Origin of the sequence: Wolbachia endosymbiont strain TRS of Brugia malayi (genome assembly GCF_000008385.1) — a bacterium.
Classification (GTDB): Bacteria; Pseudomonadota; Alphaproteobacteria; order Rickettsiales; family Anaplasmataceae; genus Wolbachia.
In genome coordinates this window covers 953875-970104 of sequence record NC_006833.1, presented here as the reverse complement: position 1 = coordinate 970104, position 16230 = coordinate 953875, and the positions used below count along the sequence as shown (strand labels likewise).

Sequence of the window (16230 nt, the reverse complement as noted above, 5' to 3'; positions counted from 1 at the left end):
AAAATGTCCTCAAGGTGAAATAGAGATATCGGCCCCGCATGAATTAAGTTTTTCGTGCATTGCTTCATACCCTCTCCATAAATGATGTGAGTTATTTATTGTGGTTTCTCCACTGGCTACTAAAGAAGCAAGCACTAAAGCTGCAGTTGATCTTAAGTCAGTAGCATATAGATTAGCTCCAGATAAGCTTTTTATTCCATTTATAGCAGCTTTGTTTTTCTTAATGCTAATATTAGCACCTAACTTTCTTAATTCATCTGCATGTGAAAACCTATTTTCAAAAATGTTTTCTTCAATTACTGATATCCCGTCAGCGATGCACATTGCGGACATCAGTTGTGGTTGCATATCACTGGGGAAGTTGGGGTATGGATCTGTTGCAACATTAGTAGACTTAATAGAACCATTTTTTCTGGAAATGACAATGCTTCCGTCGTACAGTTCAACCATAGCTCCTATAGCTTCCAACTCATTTGCAATACATCTGATGTCAGATAGATTGATTCCTTCCAACACCAGCTTACCGTTAGTTATGATAGCAGCTAATGCATACGTACCGGCTTCTATTCGATCTGATATTATTTTGTGGATACACCCATTTAATTTTTTAACTCCTGTTATTATAACCTTCGTATTATTGATTTTAATATCAGCACCTATTTTCTTTAGAAACTCTATTAAATCAAGAATTTCTGGCTCAGTTGCAGCATTATTTATTGTTGTTACTCCTTCTGCAAGTGTTGCTGCCATTATTATATTTTCTGTTGCACCGACGCTTATTTTCTCAAGTGTGATTTTTCTTCCTTGTAGCTTTCCTTTCACTGTTGCAATTATATTATAGCCATCAATTTCAATTTTAGCTCCCATTTCTTCTAACGCTTTGATATGCATATCAACGGGACGCTTTCCGATATTGCATCCACCAGGAAAAGCTGTTCTCGCTTTGCCAAATCTACTAAGCATTGGGCCCAACATTAGAAAAGAAGCTCGTAGTTTGCTTGCAGTTTCATACTGTATCGCGTAATTGTTGATGTTACTGCAATCAGTTTCCAAAGTATGATTTGCTTTGTGATCTTTGTTGTGCATAAAGTTTACTTTTGCTCCAAGACCTTCAAGCAATTCAGACATCAGGTGCACATCAATTAGATCAGGTACATTATGTAGAACTACTGAAGAACTACTCAAGAGGCTAGCTGCCATTATTGGCAAAATAGCATTCTTCGAACCATTAATCTTGATTTGTCCAACCAAGGGTTTATAGTTACTCCTTACTAATATTTTATGCATTCAATAAAACTGGATCTTGCTGAATAAGTATAGTAAATCGACAGTAAAAGACAAATCACATAATAGTAAAATAACTTATGCTCTACAAGATATGAAATCAACTACACTTTCCAAAAACAAGTGATGCATTAGTACCACCAAAACCAAACGAATTGGAAAGCGCATATTGAATTTCATGCTCTTGAGCTTTAAGCGGTATAAAATTTAAATCACATCCTTCTGAAGGTTTATGTAAATTTAAAGTTGGCGGAACAATTCCATTGTTTAACACAAGAATGCTAAATATTGCTTCAACACTTCCTGCAGCACCAAGTAAATGTCCTATAGAAGATTTAGTTGAAGAAATTGGTATTTTATAGGCATAGTCATCGAATAATTGTTTTATCGCTATTACTTCAATTTTATCTCCAAGAGGTGTTGAAGTTCCATGTGCATTGATATACCCGATTTGATTTGGATTTATTTGTGCACTTTTTAAGGCGAGTTGCATTGCTTTTAATGCACCTCTTCCTTCTAAATGTGGTGCTGTAATATGATATGCATCTCCTGTTAGCCCATATCCAGTGAGTTCTGCATATATTTTTGCACCTCTTTTTTTTGCATGTTCATATTCTTCTAGCACTAATATACCTGCTCCTTCCCCCATGACAAATCCATCGCGTCCTTCATTCCACGGTCTTGAAGCTTCTTTAGGTTTATCGTTAAATTTAGTTGATAATGCCTTCATAGATGCAAAACCTGCAATTCCAACTCTACACAATGCACTTTCTGATCCACCTGCAATCATCACGTCTGCTTCACCAAGTTTTATAGCTCTTGCTGAGTTTATGATTGCGTGTGCACCTGTTGCACATGCAGTTACTGCTGAATCATTTGGACCTGTAAATTCATATTTGATAGAAACATGGCCAGATATTAAATTTATTAAGCTTGCAGGAACAAAAAATGGACTAACACGTCTGGGTCCCTTTTCCTGCATGATAATTACATTTTCCTGAATTGATGGAAGACCACCTATGCCAGAGCCAATGGCCACACCAATACGTTCTCGGTTAATGCTTTGATTTTCCAAAATTAGTGAATCATCTACTGCCTGAATGGCAGCTGCAATACCGTAATGAATAAAGCGATCTGTTCTTTTTAGATCTTTCTCAGAGATGTAATTCAATGGGTTAAAACAATGCTCAATGTTGTCATGTTGTAAAGGGACTTGCCCTGCAACTTTGCAGCTAAGGTCAGAAGCATCGAATCTACTGATTTTCTTTATACCAGACTTACCATTTATTAACTTAAGCCAAGTATTTTCAACATCTGCTGCCAGTGGAGTAATTAAGCCAATACCAGTAACTACTACTCTTCTGCTCATTTAATATCAACTATTGTTTTTTTTGTTACTGACATACTCAACTATTTGTTCCATAGTTTCCATTTTTTGTGCATCCTCATCAGGGATTTCTATTCCAAACTCTTCTTCTGCTGCCATAATTATTTCAACTGCATCTAAACTATCTGCGCCATGTTCTGAAAGCTTTGAGGAGTTGTTAAACTTCTCTACATCCTTGCTAATATGCTCTAATACAATCTTTTTTATCTTTGCTTCTATATCTTCTCTAGTACTCTTTGCTAGTTCACTATTCATTTTTTACCAAAAGATAATTTATTCTTTGATATTATAGAAAATTTTTATGTTTGCAATATCTTTATATGACTGATAAGCTATGACAGTTTCTTACCGCTTCAGCTGAGGTATGCTTTAATATCATACGCTGAGCAATTAACAAGCTCAAAGATGCTAGATAAAACAACAAAAAATTTGCTTATTACAGAAATAAATAAAATTTTACCTGAAGATAGTCAAAATAGGCTTATATCAGCTGTACGTTATGTACTTCTTGCTCCTGCAAAACACATACGTCCATTTTTAGTTGTAGCTTCGTCACAAGTATTTAATGTTGAGATTGAGAGGGTAATATCGATTGCTATGGCAGTTGAATGTATTCATACCTATTCTTTGATTCATGATGATTTGCCATGTATGGACAATAGCGATACTCGCAGAGGCCAGCTAAGCTGTCATAAAAGATTTGACAAAGCAACAGCAGTACTTGCAGGAGATGCACTGCTTACTTTAGCTTTTGAAATATTATCCTCATTAAATGAGGGTAGCAATAAGCGCTGTGAAATTATAAAAGCGCTCTCTCAAGCAATAGGAGCCAAGGGAATGGTAGGGGGACAGATTTTAGATATTAAAACGGCGCTCCATGTCATCCAGCACCATGACTACTTAGATCCAGAAAGTTCAGTTATAAATGAGCACACCAGACAGCTATGTAATAAGAACAGGACTCTGGGGTCATGTGCTAAGATAACTCCAGATAGTAAAATAAAAGAAATTCACTTGATGAAAACCGCAAAACTATTTGCGGCCTCATGTGAAATAGGTGCTATAATAGGGAGTGCTACAGACAAGCAACGTAGAGCGTTATATAACTATGGAGTGAATCTAGGGCTTATCTTTCAGGCTAAGGATGATATTAGAGACTATAAACAAGATGAAGTGAATAATTTGATGTCTATGCTTAGTAAAAGTGAAATAGAAAACTATATAGATAATCTCTTTAAACAGGCTTTGGATAATCTGGGTGAGCTTTCAGGAGATACTAATTATTTATATAATTTATTGAATCAAGTAAAAAGAGATGACTAGAAAAATTATACTACAATTGCTTATTTCTATAGTGATAATTTTCACTTTAGCTTCTGCATTTGTGTTTGTTGTTGTTTGTATAAATAAAGGTAAACCAGAGAGGAAGGACAAGCTTTATGAGATAGATGCTGCGCATAGTAGTTGGGTACAGACGATAGCATATTATCTGGTGAAGCCAATACTTGAATCAGCGCTTGATCGCTATATTGAAAAGCATGGGCTGATAGAGTATTTGAAAGAAATAATACAGCAAAAAGTAGAAAAAGGTTCAATAAATTTTTATGAAATTATAGAAGGCAGTGGCAGTAGAGCTTTCTGCGGTCAGGAAGTCGTATTACAAATGTATAAAATATCTGATAATTTAGCAACACCGCTGCCACTTCCAAAACAAACTTCTGATGTTACTTTGGTAATAGGTCAAGATAACCAAAGAGAGGTGGGTTTAGGGGTAATAGGTATGAAAGAAGGTGGAGAGCGTGTAGTTACGATAAATAATATTGCTAATAAGAATGAAGTGAATTTTAATTCTTATTATATTAAATTAATCGAAGTAAAAGATAAATATCCTGACTCAGTGAATAGTATGATGATTTTTAACGAATTAATTAACAAGACTGGAAAACAAGTAAAGTGCGGTGACAGGGTATCAGTTAAATATAGCTTAATGGGGCATGATGGTGAATATATAATCAAGAATCAAACAGTGCAATTTAAGGTTGGCAATAAAAAAGTACCACTTGCTATGGAGCTTGGGGTTATAGGAATGAAAGAGGGTAATAATAGAACTATTATTTCTCCGCCGGAACTTTTGAACGTTACTGATGATATGTTAATTGAAAATATAGATTTTGACGAAGAAAGTGTTTCAATAATTAGCTTAAGCTTGGATGACAAGCAAGAAATAGCAGCACATCACTCTACTGTTGAGTAATAGTTAAGGATATAGCTAAAATTTTAAATTTACTAATACGGCTACACAAGTGTTGTGGTTTGAGTCTACCAGGTGGCTTTCATGCCAATACTTCCTTCTTCTGTCATCCAAGTTTGTAACACTGTGATCCAGGTTTTTTTAGGCTCCAGCGTTACGCACTGAAGTGAACCCTACTTTTTTCTGGATCTCAGATTTGAGTGATCTCTCTCTTAAATCGCTTTAGCTGTAAATGTTTAAGGAACTCACCAAGCAGGAAAAAAAGCAAAAGAAACCCTAGTGATATCTCTTGTAGGAACTTGACATTAATGTCTTATATGCTTGGTAAGTAGTCAACCTTGGAATTATAAATATCCATAACGTCACGATAAGGGTAATGCAGAAGTTTTTCAAATAATTTCTTTATAAAAAAAGAAGATTAGTTGATTTTTGAACTAATTCTTAAATAAAGACAAAAAGAACAATGCAATGTGAGTTGTTTACTGTTCTCTCAAAAACTTGGCGCTTATTACATTACTTAATAAGCGAGATTCAGCTAACGTAGATAAAAATTTATAAAGACATGGAGTGTCTATATAAGAAAAATTAAACATAACACACCTAGTTTAATAATGTGCTTTTGTCACTTAAATAAAGATTAAGGATAAATTTTAGGTCTAAAACATCCCCATATAAGGGTTCTTAAGGCCTGTAAAATGGGCTTTATGTTTATTTACAAACACCGTTTCTGTCATTCTATAGCTACGTTTTTAATCTACTTTAATTTTATAATTGTGCTTACTTAAAGTTTTTTCTGTTATACCACTACTGCGAATAAAGGCTCTATTTACCAACATAAAGCTGCCTTGGTCTGCAAATCTTAGTTTCTTTATCATTTATCATTTCATACCACTGAGTAACCCAACCAGTAGTTCTTGCAAGCGCAAAAATAGGTGTAAACATACTTGGAGGAATATTGATAGCATTCATTATTATACCTGAATAGAAATCAACATTTGGGTATAACTTACGCACAACAAAATACTCGTCTTTTAAAGCTATTTTTTCAAGTTCTTTTGCAATCTTGAGCAGTTTACTATCTTGTTCTAGTTTGTTTAAAATCTCATCACAAGCATCTTTTAATATGCGTGCGCGTGGATCGTAATTTTTATAGACACGATGTCCAAATCCCATCAGTTTAAACGGGTCTTTATCATCTTTAGCTTTTTCAATAAATTTGTCTACATTTCCGCTTTGTTCTATCTCCTTTAACATATTTATAACTGACTCGTTAGCTCCGCCATGCACAGGTCCCCAGAGTGTAGCAACTCCTGCAGAAAGGCATGCAAATAAATTAGAACCAGCCGATCCTACCACCCTGACAGCTGCTGTTGACGCATTCTGCTCATGGTCAGCATGAAGAGTAAATATTTTGTCCAAGGCTTTTGCAAAAAGGGTGCTTTTATCGTTATCAAGAGCATTACCAAACATCATCCTTAAGAAGCTTTTACTATAGTTCAATTCATTGTCAGTATCTATGAATTCCTGGTCATTGGTATGTCTATAAACCATTGCAATAATTGCAGGAACCTGCGCTATTGCAGAGATTCCAAAATCTAGGTTTTCATTACTGACATTGTTACCATATCTCTCATGGTAAAGTGCTGACAAAGTTGCAAAACACGCAATCAAAATTGACATAGGGTGAGCAGTTTTTGGAAATGCTTTTATTACATTTACAACCTGCTCTGGTACTTTAGATAATTCTTGTATTTTTAGGAAAAATTTTTTGTGTTGCTCTAGATTAGGTAATTTACCATAGAGTAGTAAATAAATTACAGCAGTAAAATCATTGCTTTGTGCTAAATCAGCTATATCATGTCCTCTATATCTAAGAACTCCTTCATCTCCATCAATGAATGTAATTGCGGAAGAACATGAAGCCGTGGAAACAAACCCTGGGTCGTAGGTGAGTAACCCTGTGACCTTATATAAATCTTTAATATTTAATACATCATAACCCATTGTTCCGCTTAATACGGGTAACTCAATTTTTAATCCATTGCTTAGTTCCAATAACGCTTTTTTATTCATCGTTTAAGCTACTTGAGTTTTGTGTGAAGCATACAAATTAAACGGTTAACTTTGCATTAATCACGTTAAGCAGTCATCAATGCTTTTACTTTTGCATTCAAGCGACTTATTTTACGTGCAGCAGTATTTTTATGGATAACACCTTTACTAACACACTTGTGTAAATTAGACTCAGCGCTTCGAAACGCTGGAGTGACATTTTCTTTATTGCCAGACTTAATTATATCAACCAATTTTCTAATAGCAGTGCGAGTTTTACTTTTGCGCATTTTATTTATTAAAGTGCGCTTTGCTATTGCCTTTATCATTTTCTTAACATTCTTATGATTTACCATATACCAATACCTAAAACACTATACTCTTCTTTCATTATAAAATCTTCTTACTGGTTTGCAATACTAGTTTTTCTCTGCAGTTAGTTTGTTACTTCTCTCTTCAATAGTTTTTTCTAAATTTTTCAAGAACTCATTTTTGTTTAACCCATGATATATTGGAGGCAATATCTCTATTACTGCCTTTCCGGGATTCCTTCTCATAGAAAGTATGCTCTTTGGCCAAAACAAACCTGTATTTAAAGCGACTGGTAATACAGGAACAGATAATACACTATACAAAGCAGCAATACCTGGTTGATATTTTGTTTTTTGCTTTGCAGCTGTTCTGGTACCTTCAGGAAATATTATTATACTTCTGTTTTCTGCTATACGCATTCTTGCTAGCTTGATAATATGGCGCATGGCATTGATGCCATCTGAACGGTTAATAAAAATCATTCTAAGCGCCATGAGATGCAAGCCAATGAAAGGAATCCACTTCAGTTCGCGTTTTAAAATAAAAACTGCATTTCTAAATAAAAGTATAAAGATAAATGTTTCAAGTGGAGATTGGTGTTTAGAGGCAATTACAAAGGGATATTTTGGAATATTTTCCATTCCCCTAACTTCGTATTCAATTTCACATAGTAAACGAAGCATAAGCAATACAACCCTTACTGAGCAGGCAAGAAAAATAGTTATCACCCGTGTAGGAAAGAGAATTACAGGAAGAGCAATCAAAGTATAGAGCATTTCCCATAGTATAAGAAAGAAGTTAAACAATAAACTTGAAATCACAAAAGCCTGTTCCCAAATGAACTTTATTTGAATTTAACTTTACTATAAATTAAAAACAACAAGTTTAACTATTGATTATCTGAGTGATAGGATGTGAATTAGCTAATTTATCCTTTAATTTTTTATTAGCAATATGAGTGTATATTTGTGTTGTAGAAAGGTTAGTATGTCCAAGAATTTTCTGTATCAGCATAATGCTTGCTCCACTATCTAGTAGATGAGTGGCAAAGGAGTGTCTAATCACATGTGGGGAGATTTTATTTTCATCAATATTGCATTTTTTCGCTAATTCCTTAACCAACTGACCGATTCTCTGTCTTGTAATTGGCTTATTAGGTTTGTTACCTGGAAACAACCAATCAGATTCCTTTCTATCAGAAATCAGATTATCGCGGGCTAACAAGTAATTTCTAAGGCTCTGCAATGCTTGCTCATTAAAGAGGATTTGCCTTTCTTTACTGCTTTTTCCTTTTATTATTATATAACATTCTTTGTCACTACTGTTTAATAAATGTGACACTTCGCATAATTTCATGCTAATTAATTCAGAGATACGCATGCCAGAAGAGTAGAGGATGTCTAAAATAGCGCATAACCTTCTACTATTTATCTCTTTGTTCGGTTCGTTTGCTGATTTTCTAACTGTATCTATCAGCAAAAGCATTTCTTTAACGCTTAGATACTTAGGCAAAGGACGAAAAACCTTTGGATTTTTTAATTCGTCATCGTTAGCTGGAGCTGGGTTAGAATCTATTATTCCATCGTTAAATAGGCACTTATAAAAATTTTTCATGGCAGATATTTTTCTTGATATAGAACTACTTTTGTATTTTTTTTGTGTGCATAGAGACTTCACATAATCTTTAATATTAGTTTTGCTTGCACCAACCAAAGTAGTACCACTTTTCAGCAGAAAATCTTCAAGTTGATGTAAATCTGAACGATAACTTTCTAAAGTATTTTGTGTAGCGGACCTTTCTGACACTAAAGCATCTATGTAATATGTGATGTAAAGATTTTCTTTTTTATTATGTAACTGCTTATCTTTCATTGTCAGCTCCTATATTTATTTCTTTTACTATTATTTGATTGGAAATGTTGCCCGTATTCCTTATTAAAAAATACAAAATAAATAAAGTATTTGCCAATAGGATAAGCATAATAAACCTTCGTCTTAGCCTTTTTTTTAGATTCGATCTTGCTCTTACCATGATTAATTATAACATCAAATCTGCAGAAAACATCTTAACAAAGTGAGTCCTACTATAATATGCTGCTCCCTAATCATATCTGTCCATACTTATTATGATATAATATTCTTATACTCTTGGCATAAATAAGCGGAGATTTTAATGATGTCAGTGTCACAGATGTTAATAAATTTTTGGTATATGCAAAGAATGCTTTGCAAAAAAAAAGGAATTATGTAGTATCCCTTTTTAATAAGGTGCTAACAAAAGGAATGGTAACATTTGATCCCATAGATCCATTATCTATTTTCTCTATAATTCTATTAATGCTACAAAAAGAACGCTCTATTCTTGCTAAAATATAATTAATCACTTTCAGATCAACTTTCAACTGTTTGTCTGAAAATCGTTTTATTAACATAATTCGTAATAATTCCTCGCTTGCAGATGGAATTTTTGCGCTAATAGTTGATAATATGCGGGAGCTTAAATCTTTCAATTTAAAATTAAGTCTTTTTGGTGAAGTTGAGGAAGTAATTAGCAACCTCTTGTTATTTTCTTTCATATAGTTGTAACAGTGTAATAGCGTTGCTTCATCTTGAATATCTTGTACATCTTCTAAAATAAAAGCGTTGCTATATCTAATCTCACTTATAAAGTTGTTCACATTGATAAAAATTGCATTGTTTATTGACTGCCAAATGTGAGCAAGGTGAGTTTTACCAGAGCCTTTAGGTCCAAAGAGAAACAGGTACTTCCAAGATAAGTCATTAATTACTGCATTATATATATGCTTATTCTCATCTAAAATGATGTAATTTTGCCGACTATAATCAACCTGATTATTGTTAAATAGATTCAGTTGCATGTTAAATATCTTGTGTCTCTGATTAGTAACCTTTGTGTCAAAATTTGCTCGCCTTTTTCAGGTACCTCAGATATTCTATGGTTCATTTCTCCTTATCATGAGTTGGTTGTATGAAAAATCTGTTAGCCGCTTTTATAAAACTCACTTTTAAGATATTGGTCGATTGCACATCCTACTGATACATTAAATATTGCTATTATTGGAACAAAAAGTAATATTCCTATAAGTCCCAAATATGAAGCACATATGGTAATTCCGATAATAATTATAGCTGGATGTATATGAACCTTTTTTCCTACTAATAAAGGAGCTAGTATATTTGTATCTATTAACTGCCCGATACCAAATAATAGTAGTATAGCAACACTTTCAAACCACCCACTAAATTGAGTAGCGGCGCTCAAAAATCCAATAATAGTATACAATGATGGTCCTATATAAGGTATAAATGTTAGTGTCCCTGATAAAATTCCAATAGCAATAGAATGTTTCAATCCAATTATACTAAGGCCTATAGAATAAAAAGTTGTCATAACAATGCACACATTTGCCTGCCCTTTCAAGTAATTAGACATAATAAAATCCACTTTTGAAAAGTAATCTGCAGCTTTTTTTCTATAAGGAATAGGAATTAATTTATTAACTTTTTCTACAATGAGAGGCCAATCGCGCAATATATAGAAGAACATTACCGGAGTGATCACTACTAATGATACTATGTGGATTAAGCTGAAGCTCGAGCTTAGCATCTGGGTTATAAAGTTACTGGCAATATTAAAAGCATTTATGAAATAAGATACATAATCACTGTAATTTTCTGCTAAATTTTTAGATAGGTGGTCAAACAAATCATTGTCAATCTTTATATTAAGAAGTTCTAGTACGGGTTGGATAACTTTAGGATTTAATGAGGATACTTTACTTACTAAAAAATTTAATATTGAGATAATTTCAACATATATAATAGGTAAAATGAATGTAACAGCTAGTATGAGAACCATCAGCAGGAGAAATGTTATGAAAATTACAGAATAAAGCCTTGGTATTCCATACTTTTCAAACTTTATTACTAGCGGATTAAATAGATACGCAACGACGATAGACGTTAAACACGGAAAAACCATAGGGCGTACTAAGAATAATATGCTCATTATGAGAAGTAGTATAAGATAAATGGTTATATGACGTTTTTGCATGCCTTTAGCATAGTCAATTTATTGAAAAAATACACAGTTTATTTTACTTGTATTATAGAGGCATAGTAGTGCATAGAAACGGAAAAATCACTTGACAAGCTTTTTCAAGCCCCCGTAGCACTGAAGGTATTCAGTTATCTTCAATCTGTGCAGATTAAATGACGAAGTATCACGTAGTTGGCGTCTTATGTTTTATTTTTTACACTATATGTACCTTATGTCTTTACAACATTTCTAGGTTTTTACCTATATAAGCTGAAGTTCGCTTATAAAGCGTTTAAGACAGTATAGTACGCCAATTCGCAGGATTAGAGAGTGAAAGCTATCTAACATGGGATTTCTTTTGCCTTTTTTCTCATTAATAAATTTTTAAATATTTAAGGCTAAAGATTAGTTGCAGTTTAAAGTCCATTAAGCCAAGTAGTTAGCACACAACTGTACGAACATTTACTTTGTAAGATAATTCACACAATAAATGGTAGCATGTGGCACTAGAATCTGTTGTCTATGGCAAAAAACTTATAAGAGTACCGGAAATAATGTATTCTGAGATTATATTCTGCTATAGCTTGTCTGTCAGATTAAGTCTTGCCTTTTACTCTTCAAGGGAAATTACCACTCCATAATGGACACAATAGGTGTATGATCAGATGGATTTTCCAGTTTGCGCAGCCTGTCGTCTATGTAGCATATTCCCAACTTATCAACTGCTTGTGGTGATAACAGCATATGATCTATTCGCATTCCTTGATTATTTCTTAATGAATTACCTTGATAGCGCCACCAGCTAAACTGTTGTAAGTTTGGATGAGACATTCTAAATGCATCTTTAAATCCAAGGTTCAAGATTGCTTTTAACTTCTCACGTTCTTTTATATGAAAACACACTTGGCCATTCAATAAAGTTGGATCAAAGACGTCAATTTCATCTGGTGCAACATTATAATCGCCAGCTATAACAATTAACTCCTCATTCTTTAGCAAATTATCCATTCTTTCATATAGGTTATCAAGAAACTTGAGTTTATATTCAAATACATGAGAGCCCAGGCTTTGACCATTTGGAACGTATATGCTAACTACTCTCATCTTTTGATTATTGTGTTTTATTAAGCACTCTATGTAGCGAGCTTCCTGATAACCTTCTACAATGTCAATTTTAAATTTCTCTAGTATCGGATGCTTAGATAGAACGCAAACGCCGTTTCTTGCGACTTCCCCATAGACAATGCATTCATATCCCAACTTCTCTATTTCTACATAAGGAAATTGCTCTTCCGTACATTTTATCTCTTGCAGTAAAATTATATCTATCTGATCATCGACTATAAAACTACAGAGCTGGTCAACCCTCTTGCGTATAGAATTTACATTCCAAGTTGCAATTTTTAGCATCAGCAATCCTTATTAATTATGTCAATTAAATTCTCTTGAGTAGGCAGTCTCGATGTTATAATTTTTTTCCATTTGATTGGCTTTAAGCTGTCAACAATATTTTTACTCATAGCATATGCAGTTATATTATCCATTACATTAGATAAACCACTTTTTAGAACTAAAGAACAGAATATTCTTGCTGTCTGTGAGGAGAAAAAAGCAACACTATTAATTCTACCACCTAACAGTAAATTTTTACACCTATTAGTTAGTCCCCTTTTAATAATTGTCTTATAGAGTATAACTTCTCTTACATTAAAACCTTCTTCAGATAATCTCTTTTTCAAGTCACATGATACTTCTTGCCCCCTTATATATAAGAACTTTACTGCTCTTGAGTAGTAATTTTTTACGAACGATATCAGCCCTTCAACATTGCTGTCTGCTGATATAATATCAGAAAACCCTGAATCCTTTGCAGTTTGCATAGTCGAATTACCAACTGTAATAATTGGAAGATCATCTACCCTGCATATTTGGCTAAATGCTTTCACGCTGTTCTTGCTTGTGGATATTACCACATCAAATTTATATGCAGATATGTCAGGCTGCAGATGCTTTATTGTGAATGCTGGTTCTATATATACTTTGTACCCATATTTCTTTAGCGTGCTTCTTGTATTTAGTGAATCTGATAAAGGCCTTGTTAATAAGATAGACTTCATTCTAATCTACTTTACTATAGGTAAAAATAATACCTTTGATAAATAAATTACTGAATAAAAATTTTTAAACAGATTATATTTCCTGTTACTAATGCTGGACTTCATTAAAGTTTTGTAATTAAGCCTTACAGAAATTTTGCAAGAAGACAAATGTTCATTCTTATTTATGAAGATTTAAAGTAGGCTAGCCTTTATCGATTTATTACGCTAGATATGTTGCTACTGCTGCTCATTGTTTTTATTTCTTCACTTTTATTTGGAAATTTAGTTCCTGTTAATGTAAAGATTTTTTTTATACTTGGTGAGCTTAAATATTAAAGAAATTTTAAGCTTTAAAATGTCTTTTATTATCTTTTCTTTTATATTCAATAGCGTTAATAACCTAAAAACGCAGCAATTAAGCTCGTGATATTACTATTGGCAGCAATTTTCTTATCAAATTTGTTTTCAAGCCTTATTGGTTACCTTACAGGCTATGTTATTATACAAAATTTCATATTAATTGTAGTGTAGAACTGCCGCAAAATGTGCTGAGCAGTTCATGGAAATCTAAATTGCCAACATTAATCTCAAATTTTTAGGCTCTATTTACTTGAGTTTATTGCTGAGATAACTGTACATAAAATTATTCCATAAAAGAGTGATATTATCACTAAAGAATTAGTAGATATGAATTCTTTCTTCTCAAGAGAGCATTAATTCCTATTTTATCTATATTAATATTAGGTTTTTCTTAAAATTGCAGCATGATGAAATATTATTAACTCTTTTTAAGAGCTGTATTGCAATCTTTATTATTATGATAATTATTATCTATATTTGTGTTGTATTGTTATATAGAGTTATAAATTTCTTTAGAATAAGGGATTAGCTAGGTAGCATGAAAATATGCTAACTGCACTAGTAACAGCAATTGCAACATTGTCTAGTGATGCTACAATACCTGTTACTTTAGAGGGAGGTAGAAAAGATGTAAAAAAACGTAATATAGTGGATTCCATGGTTCCTATAATTACAAGTACCAATTCCGTTGGCAATTGTTTCTGTGTTATTATTCTAGCTTTGGTAATTATAGAGTCATTTGGTACTCAATCGTTAACAATATGGGAACATTGTATATTTCTTAGTTATATTTTCTTTTACTGAAATTTACTACTGTGGGACCAGGAAGTGATATAATTGTGATTCTAGGAATTATTGAGGGATATTTGAGGTTTTTTCCGATTATGTTGTCATTAATAACTGCAATTTGCGTGATTCTTAATCCAGTTATTGCTGGTGCAAACGTTACTGCAGATAGTGCATTGGTGATTATGTTCGCTAAATTTCACAAGAAATTTTTTGTAAAAGGGAAACAAGTAGCTTTAAAGTAAATATTATTTGTCTGAATGCTACTTTCATTGTCGACCGCCTTAAAAATATGCTTTATACCAACTTGTTATTAATTGAATAAGCAAAGTATGTTGCAAATTTGCTTATTGAAATAGGAGTACTAAATACTCCTATTTACCAGTAAGCTTAAAAATTTTTAATTTTAATTACTTTGTATTCTTGTGAACTATATTCAGATAAAAGTGTCTTGAATACAAATGCTAATTATTTTTCATCCGAGGCAAATTTACCTTTTCAATCTCATAACAGCTACTTATATGCAACCCGTCTATGTTACTTACTTCCATCCATTCTTTCATTAGTGAGGATTTTAAGTTGAGCATTATGTCTCTGTCCATAGAGCCAAATTGTGTTTCTGATGTATTCTTCAGTATCAAACCATTTTCACTGTGCTTAACTACCGTATATAAATCACTTGTAGGTCCTTAATTATTTTCATTGGGCTTAGACACTATATAACTGGTGCTTTTCTCAAAAAAATTTGAATAATTGCCAGGAAACTTGGTTCGTTGTGTTTAACTATATGTGTACTATAGTCTGTAAGCTCTTGATTTTCTCGTTAAGCTCATGTACTGTATAACTAGTATTTTCGCCAGAAAAATCTGAATAGTAGTTGGAAAAACTTATAAAATCTACCATGGTATTAACTTCCTTTATTGTTAAATTATTAATATAACAACTAATATTCCTATATAAATCAAATAGGTTAATTTGTTAGCATTTAGGCTGCTGTGCAGCATTACCTACTAAATATTGTTTTTCAGGCCCCTTTTCTACCTGTGGCTCACTAACTATAGCCAGAACTATTTGGCTGCCATAATAACACATTCTAAAATGAAAAAGGTAGTGGAAACAAAAGGGATAATAGAAGATTTGAGAGGCAGTATATGTATAATTTTCCCTATTAGAAATAAAATATTAGATGTAATATCAAGGCGGATCTTTGTTAGTTTCTTTTGTTCCTAAATATTTTTTACACCAGATTGCTTATTAAGGTCCTGCTTTTGAAAATGGTCGTTTAATGACCATATATTTAAGGCAAATGAGAGTGCACTTGATATAGTGTTAGCAATACTAAAATATAAACTTAAGATAGGAATACTAAAGACTGGTGCCGCTATATATCCAATGAAAAAGGTAGTGGATAGTGTAATAACTAAGCGTTTTGAATAAGTTCGTATTTTCTTTCTGTAAGCAAGCTTCTCTTCCTCACCACTCATAAATTTAAGCGTAATTAATATGTTATATTATAGCATTAATTCATTTAAAAAATAATATGAAGACTAAGGGTGCCCGAGAGAAGACTTGAACTTCCACAACTTGAAAAGTTACTAGCACCTGAAGCTAGCGCGTCTACCAATTCCGCCACCCGGGC

15 protein-coding genes, 1 tRNA gene and 1 pseudogene are annotated in these 16230 nt (G+C 33.0%); 4 read left to right on the top strand and 13 right to left on the bottom strand.

Annotated elements, in window-relative coordinates:
- Positions 1-9 precede the first annotated feature (9 nt).
- The 3 genes from murA to acpP form a co-directional block, all read right to left on the bottom strand.
- Entirely contained in the window at positions 10-1287 is a 1278-nt protein-coding gene (gene murA / locus WBM_RS04545) for a UDP-N-acetylglucosamine 1-carboxyvinyltransferase (protein ID WP_011256937.1), read from the bottom strand.
- A gap of 97 nt (positions 1288-1384) precedes the next feature.
- Positions 1385-2653 carry a beta-ketoacyl-ACP synthase II gene (gene fabF, locus WBM_RS04540; RefSeq protein WP_011256936.1) on the bottom strand — a complete coding sequence of 423 codons (1269 nt, stop codon included), beginning with the start codon at positions 2651-2653 and terminating at the stop codon, positions 1385-1387.
- A gap of 6 nt (positions 2654-2659) precedes the next feature.
- Positions 2660-2926, bottom strand: coding sequence for an acyl carrier protein (gene acpP / locus WBM_RS04535; RefSeq protein ID WP_011256935.1), 267 nt, complete (start codon positions 2924-2926; stop codon positions 2660-2662).
- A gap of 150 nt (positions 2927-3076) precedes the next feature.
- Between acpP and WBM_RS04530 the strand changes: the two genes are divergently transcribed.
- Together WBM_RS04530 and WBM_RS04525 are read left to right on the top strand one after the other, a co-directional pair.
- Positions 3077-3994, top strand: coding sequence for a polyprenyl synthetase family protein (locus tag WBM_RS04530; protein ID WP_011256934.1), 918 nt, complete (start codon positions 3077-3079; stop codon positions 3992-3994).
- Complete coding sequence (locus WBM_RS04525; protein WP_011256933.1) at positions 3987-4925, top strand: FKBP-type peptidyl-prolyl cis-trans isomerase; 939 nt, start codon at positions 3987-3989, stop codon at positions 4923-4925. The genes WBM_RS04530 and WBM_RS04525 overlap by 8 nt, the downstream gene beginning before the upstream one ends.
- An 819-nt stretch (positions 4926-5744) precedes the next feature.
- On the opposite strand, the gene WBM_RS04520 is transcribed toward WBM_RS04525, so the two are convergent.
- From WBM_RS04520 to WBM_RS04485, 8 genes and pseudogenes are all read right to left on the bottom strand, one after another.
- A complete protein-coding gene (locus WBM_RS04520; RefSeq protein WP_011256932.1) occupies positions 5745-6995 on the bottom strand; it encodes a citrate synthase in 1251 nt (416 codons plus the stop codon).
- 65 nt (positions 6996-7060) lie between these two features.
- Positions 7061-7330 carry a 30S ribosomal protein S20 gene (rpsT, locus tag WBM_RS04515; protein WP_011256931.1) on the bottom strand — a complete coding sequence of 90 codons (270 nt, stop codon included), beginning with the start codon at positions 7328-7330 and terminating at the stop codon, positions 7061-7063.
- Positions 7331-7377: 47 nt separating this feature from the next.
- Positions 7378-8107, bottom strand: a pseudogene (locus WBM_RS04510) (lysophospholipid acyltransferase family protein).
- Positions 8108-8171: 64 nt separating this feature from the next.
- Positions 8172-9158, bottom strand: coding sequence for a tyrosine-type recombinase/integrase (locus tag WBM_RS04505; RefSeq protein ID WP_011256929.1), 987 nt, complete (start codon positions 9156-9158; stop codon positions 8172-8174).
- A gap of 371 nt (positions 9159-9529) precedes the next feature.
- Positions 9530-10165 carry a DnaA ATPase domain-containing protein gene (locus WBM_RS04500; protein WP_011256928.1) on the bottom strand — a complete coding sequence of 212 codons (636 nt, stop codon included), beginning with the start codon at positions 10163-10165 and terminating at the stop codon, positions 9530-9532.
- A gap of 122 nt (positions 10166-10287) precedes the next feature.
- Complete coding sequence (locus WBM_RS04495; protein ID WP_041571506.1) at positions 10288-11361, bottom strand: AI-2E family transporter; 1074 nt, start codon at positions 11359-11361, stop codon at positions 10288-10290.
- A gap of 612 nt (positions 11362-11973) precedes the next feature.
- Positions 11974-12756, bottom strand: a complete 783-nt coding sequence (locus WBM_RS04490; protein WP_011256926.1) for an exodeoxyribonuclease III — start codon at positions 12754-12756, stop codon at positions 11974-11976.
- Positions 12756-13463, bottom strand: a complete 708-nt coding sequence (locus WBM_RS04485; RefSeq protein WP_011256925.1) for a uroporphyrinogen-III synthase — start codon at positions 13461-13463, stop codon at positions 12756-12758. Before WBM_RS04485 ends, WBM_RS04490 begins: the two co-directional genes overlap by 1 nt.
- An 888-nt stretch (positions 13464-14351) precedes the next feature.
- On the opposite strand from WBM_RS04485, the gene WBM_RS05190 reads away from it, so the two are divergent.
- Positions 14352-14609, top strand: coding sequence for a cation:dicarboxylate symporter family transporter (locus tag WBM_RS05190; RefSeq protein WP_050707680.1), 258 nt, complete (start codon positions 14352-14354; stop codon positions 14607-14609).
- Positions 14610-14620: 11 nt separating this feature from the next.
- Entirely contained in the window at positions 14621-14836 is a 216-nt protein-coding gene (locus WBM_RS05185; protein ID WP_050707679.1) for a hypothetical protein, read from the top strand.
- A gap of 981 nt (positions 14837-15817) precedes the next feature.
- Here the strand turns inward: WBM_RS05185 and WBM_RS06895 are convergent.
- Positions 15818-16075, bottom strand: coding sequence for a hypothetical protein (locus WBM_RS06895; RefSeq protein WP_338062947.1), 258 nt, complete (start codon positions 16073-16075; stop codon positions 15818-15820).
- A 70-nt stretch (positions 16076-16145) separates the two neighbouring features.
- Positions 16146-16230 (bottom strand) — tRNA-Leu (locus tag WBM_RS04470).

Bases quoted from the DNA above. Each gene is read 5' to 3' on its own strand.
- murA (WP_011256937.1), bottom strand. From the start codon at position 1,287: ATGCATAAAATATTAGTAAGGAGTAACTATAAACCCTTGGTTGGACAA.
- fabF (WP_011256936.1), bottom strand. From the start codon at position 2,653: ATGAGCAGAAGAGTAGTAGTTACTGGTATTGGCTTAATTACTCCACTG.
- acpP (WP_011256935.1), bottom strand. From the start codon at position 2,926: ATGAATAGTGAACTAGCAAAGAGTACTAGAGAAGATATAGAAGCAAAG.
- WBM_RS04530 (WP_011256934.1), top strand. From the start codon at position 3,077: ATGCTAGATAAAACAACAAAAAATTTGCTTATTACAGAAATAAATAAA.
- WBM_RS04525 (WP_011256933.1), top strand. From the start codon at position 3,987: ATGACTAGAAAAATTATACTACAATTGCTTATTTCTATAGTGATAATT.
- WBM_RS04520 (WP_011256932.1), bottom strand. From the start codon at position 6,995: ATGAATAAAAAAGCGTTATTGGAACTAAGCAATGGATTAAAAATTGAG.
- rpsT (WP_011256931.1), bottom strand. From the start codon at position 7,330: ATGGTAAATCATAAGAATGTTAAGAAAATGATAAAGGCAATAGCAAAG.
- WBM_RS04505 (WP_011256929.1), bottom strand. From the start codon at position 9,158: ATGAAAGATAAGCAGTTACATAATAAAAAAGAAAATCTTTACATCACA.
- WBM_RS04500 (WP_011256928.1), bottom strand. From the start codon at position 10,165: ATGCAACTGAATCTATTTAACAATAATCAGGTTGATTATAGTCGGCAA.
- WBM_RS04495 (WP_041571506.1), bottom strand. From the start codon at position 11,361: ATGCAAAAACGTCATATAACCATTTATCTTATACTACTTCTCATAATG.
- WBM_RS04490 (WP_011256926.1), bottom strand. From the start codon at position 12,756: ATGCTAAAAATTGCAACTTGGAATGTAAATTCTATACGCAAGAGGGTT.
- WBM_RS04485 (WP_011256925.1), bottom strand. From the start codon at position 13,463: ATGAAGTCTATCTTATTAACAAGGCCTTTATCAGATTCACTAAATACA.
- WBM_RS05190 (WP_050707680.1), top strand. From the start codon at position 14,352: ATGCTAACTGCACTAGTAACAGCAATTGCAACATTGTCTAGTGATGCT.
- WBM_RS06895 (WP_338062947.1), bottom strand. From the start codon at position 16,075: ATGAGTGGTGAGGAAGAGAAGCTTGCTTACAGAAAGAAAATACGAACT.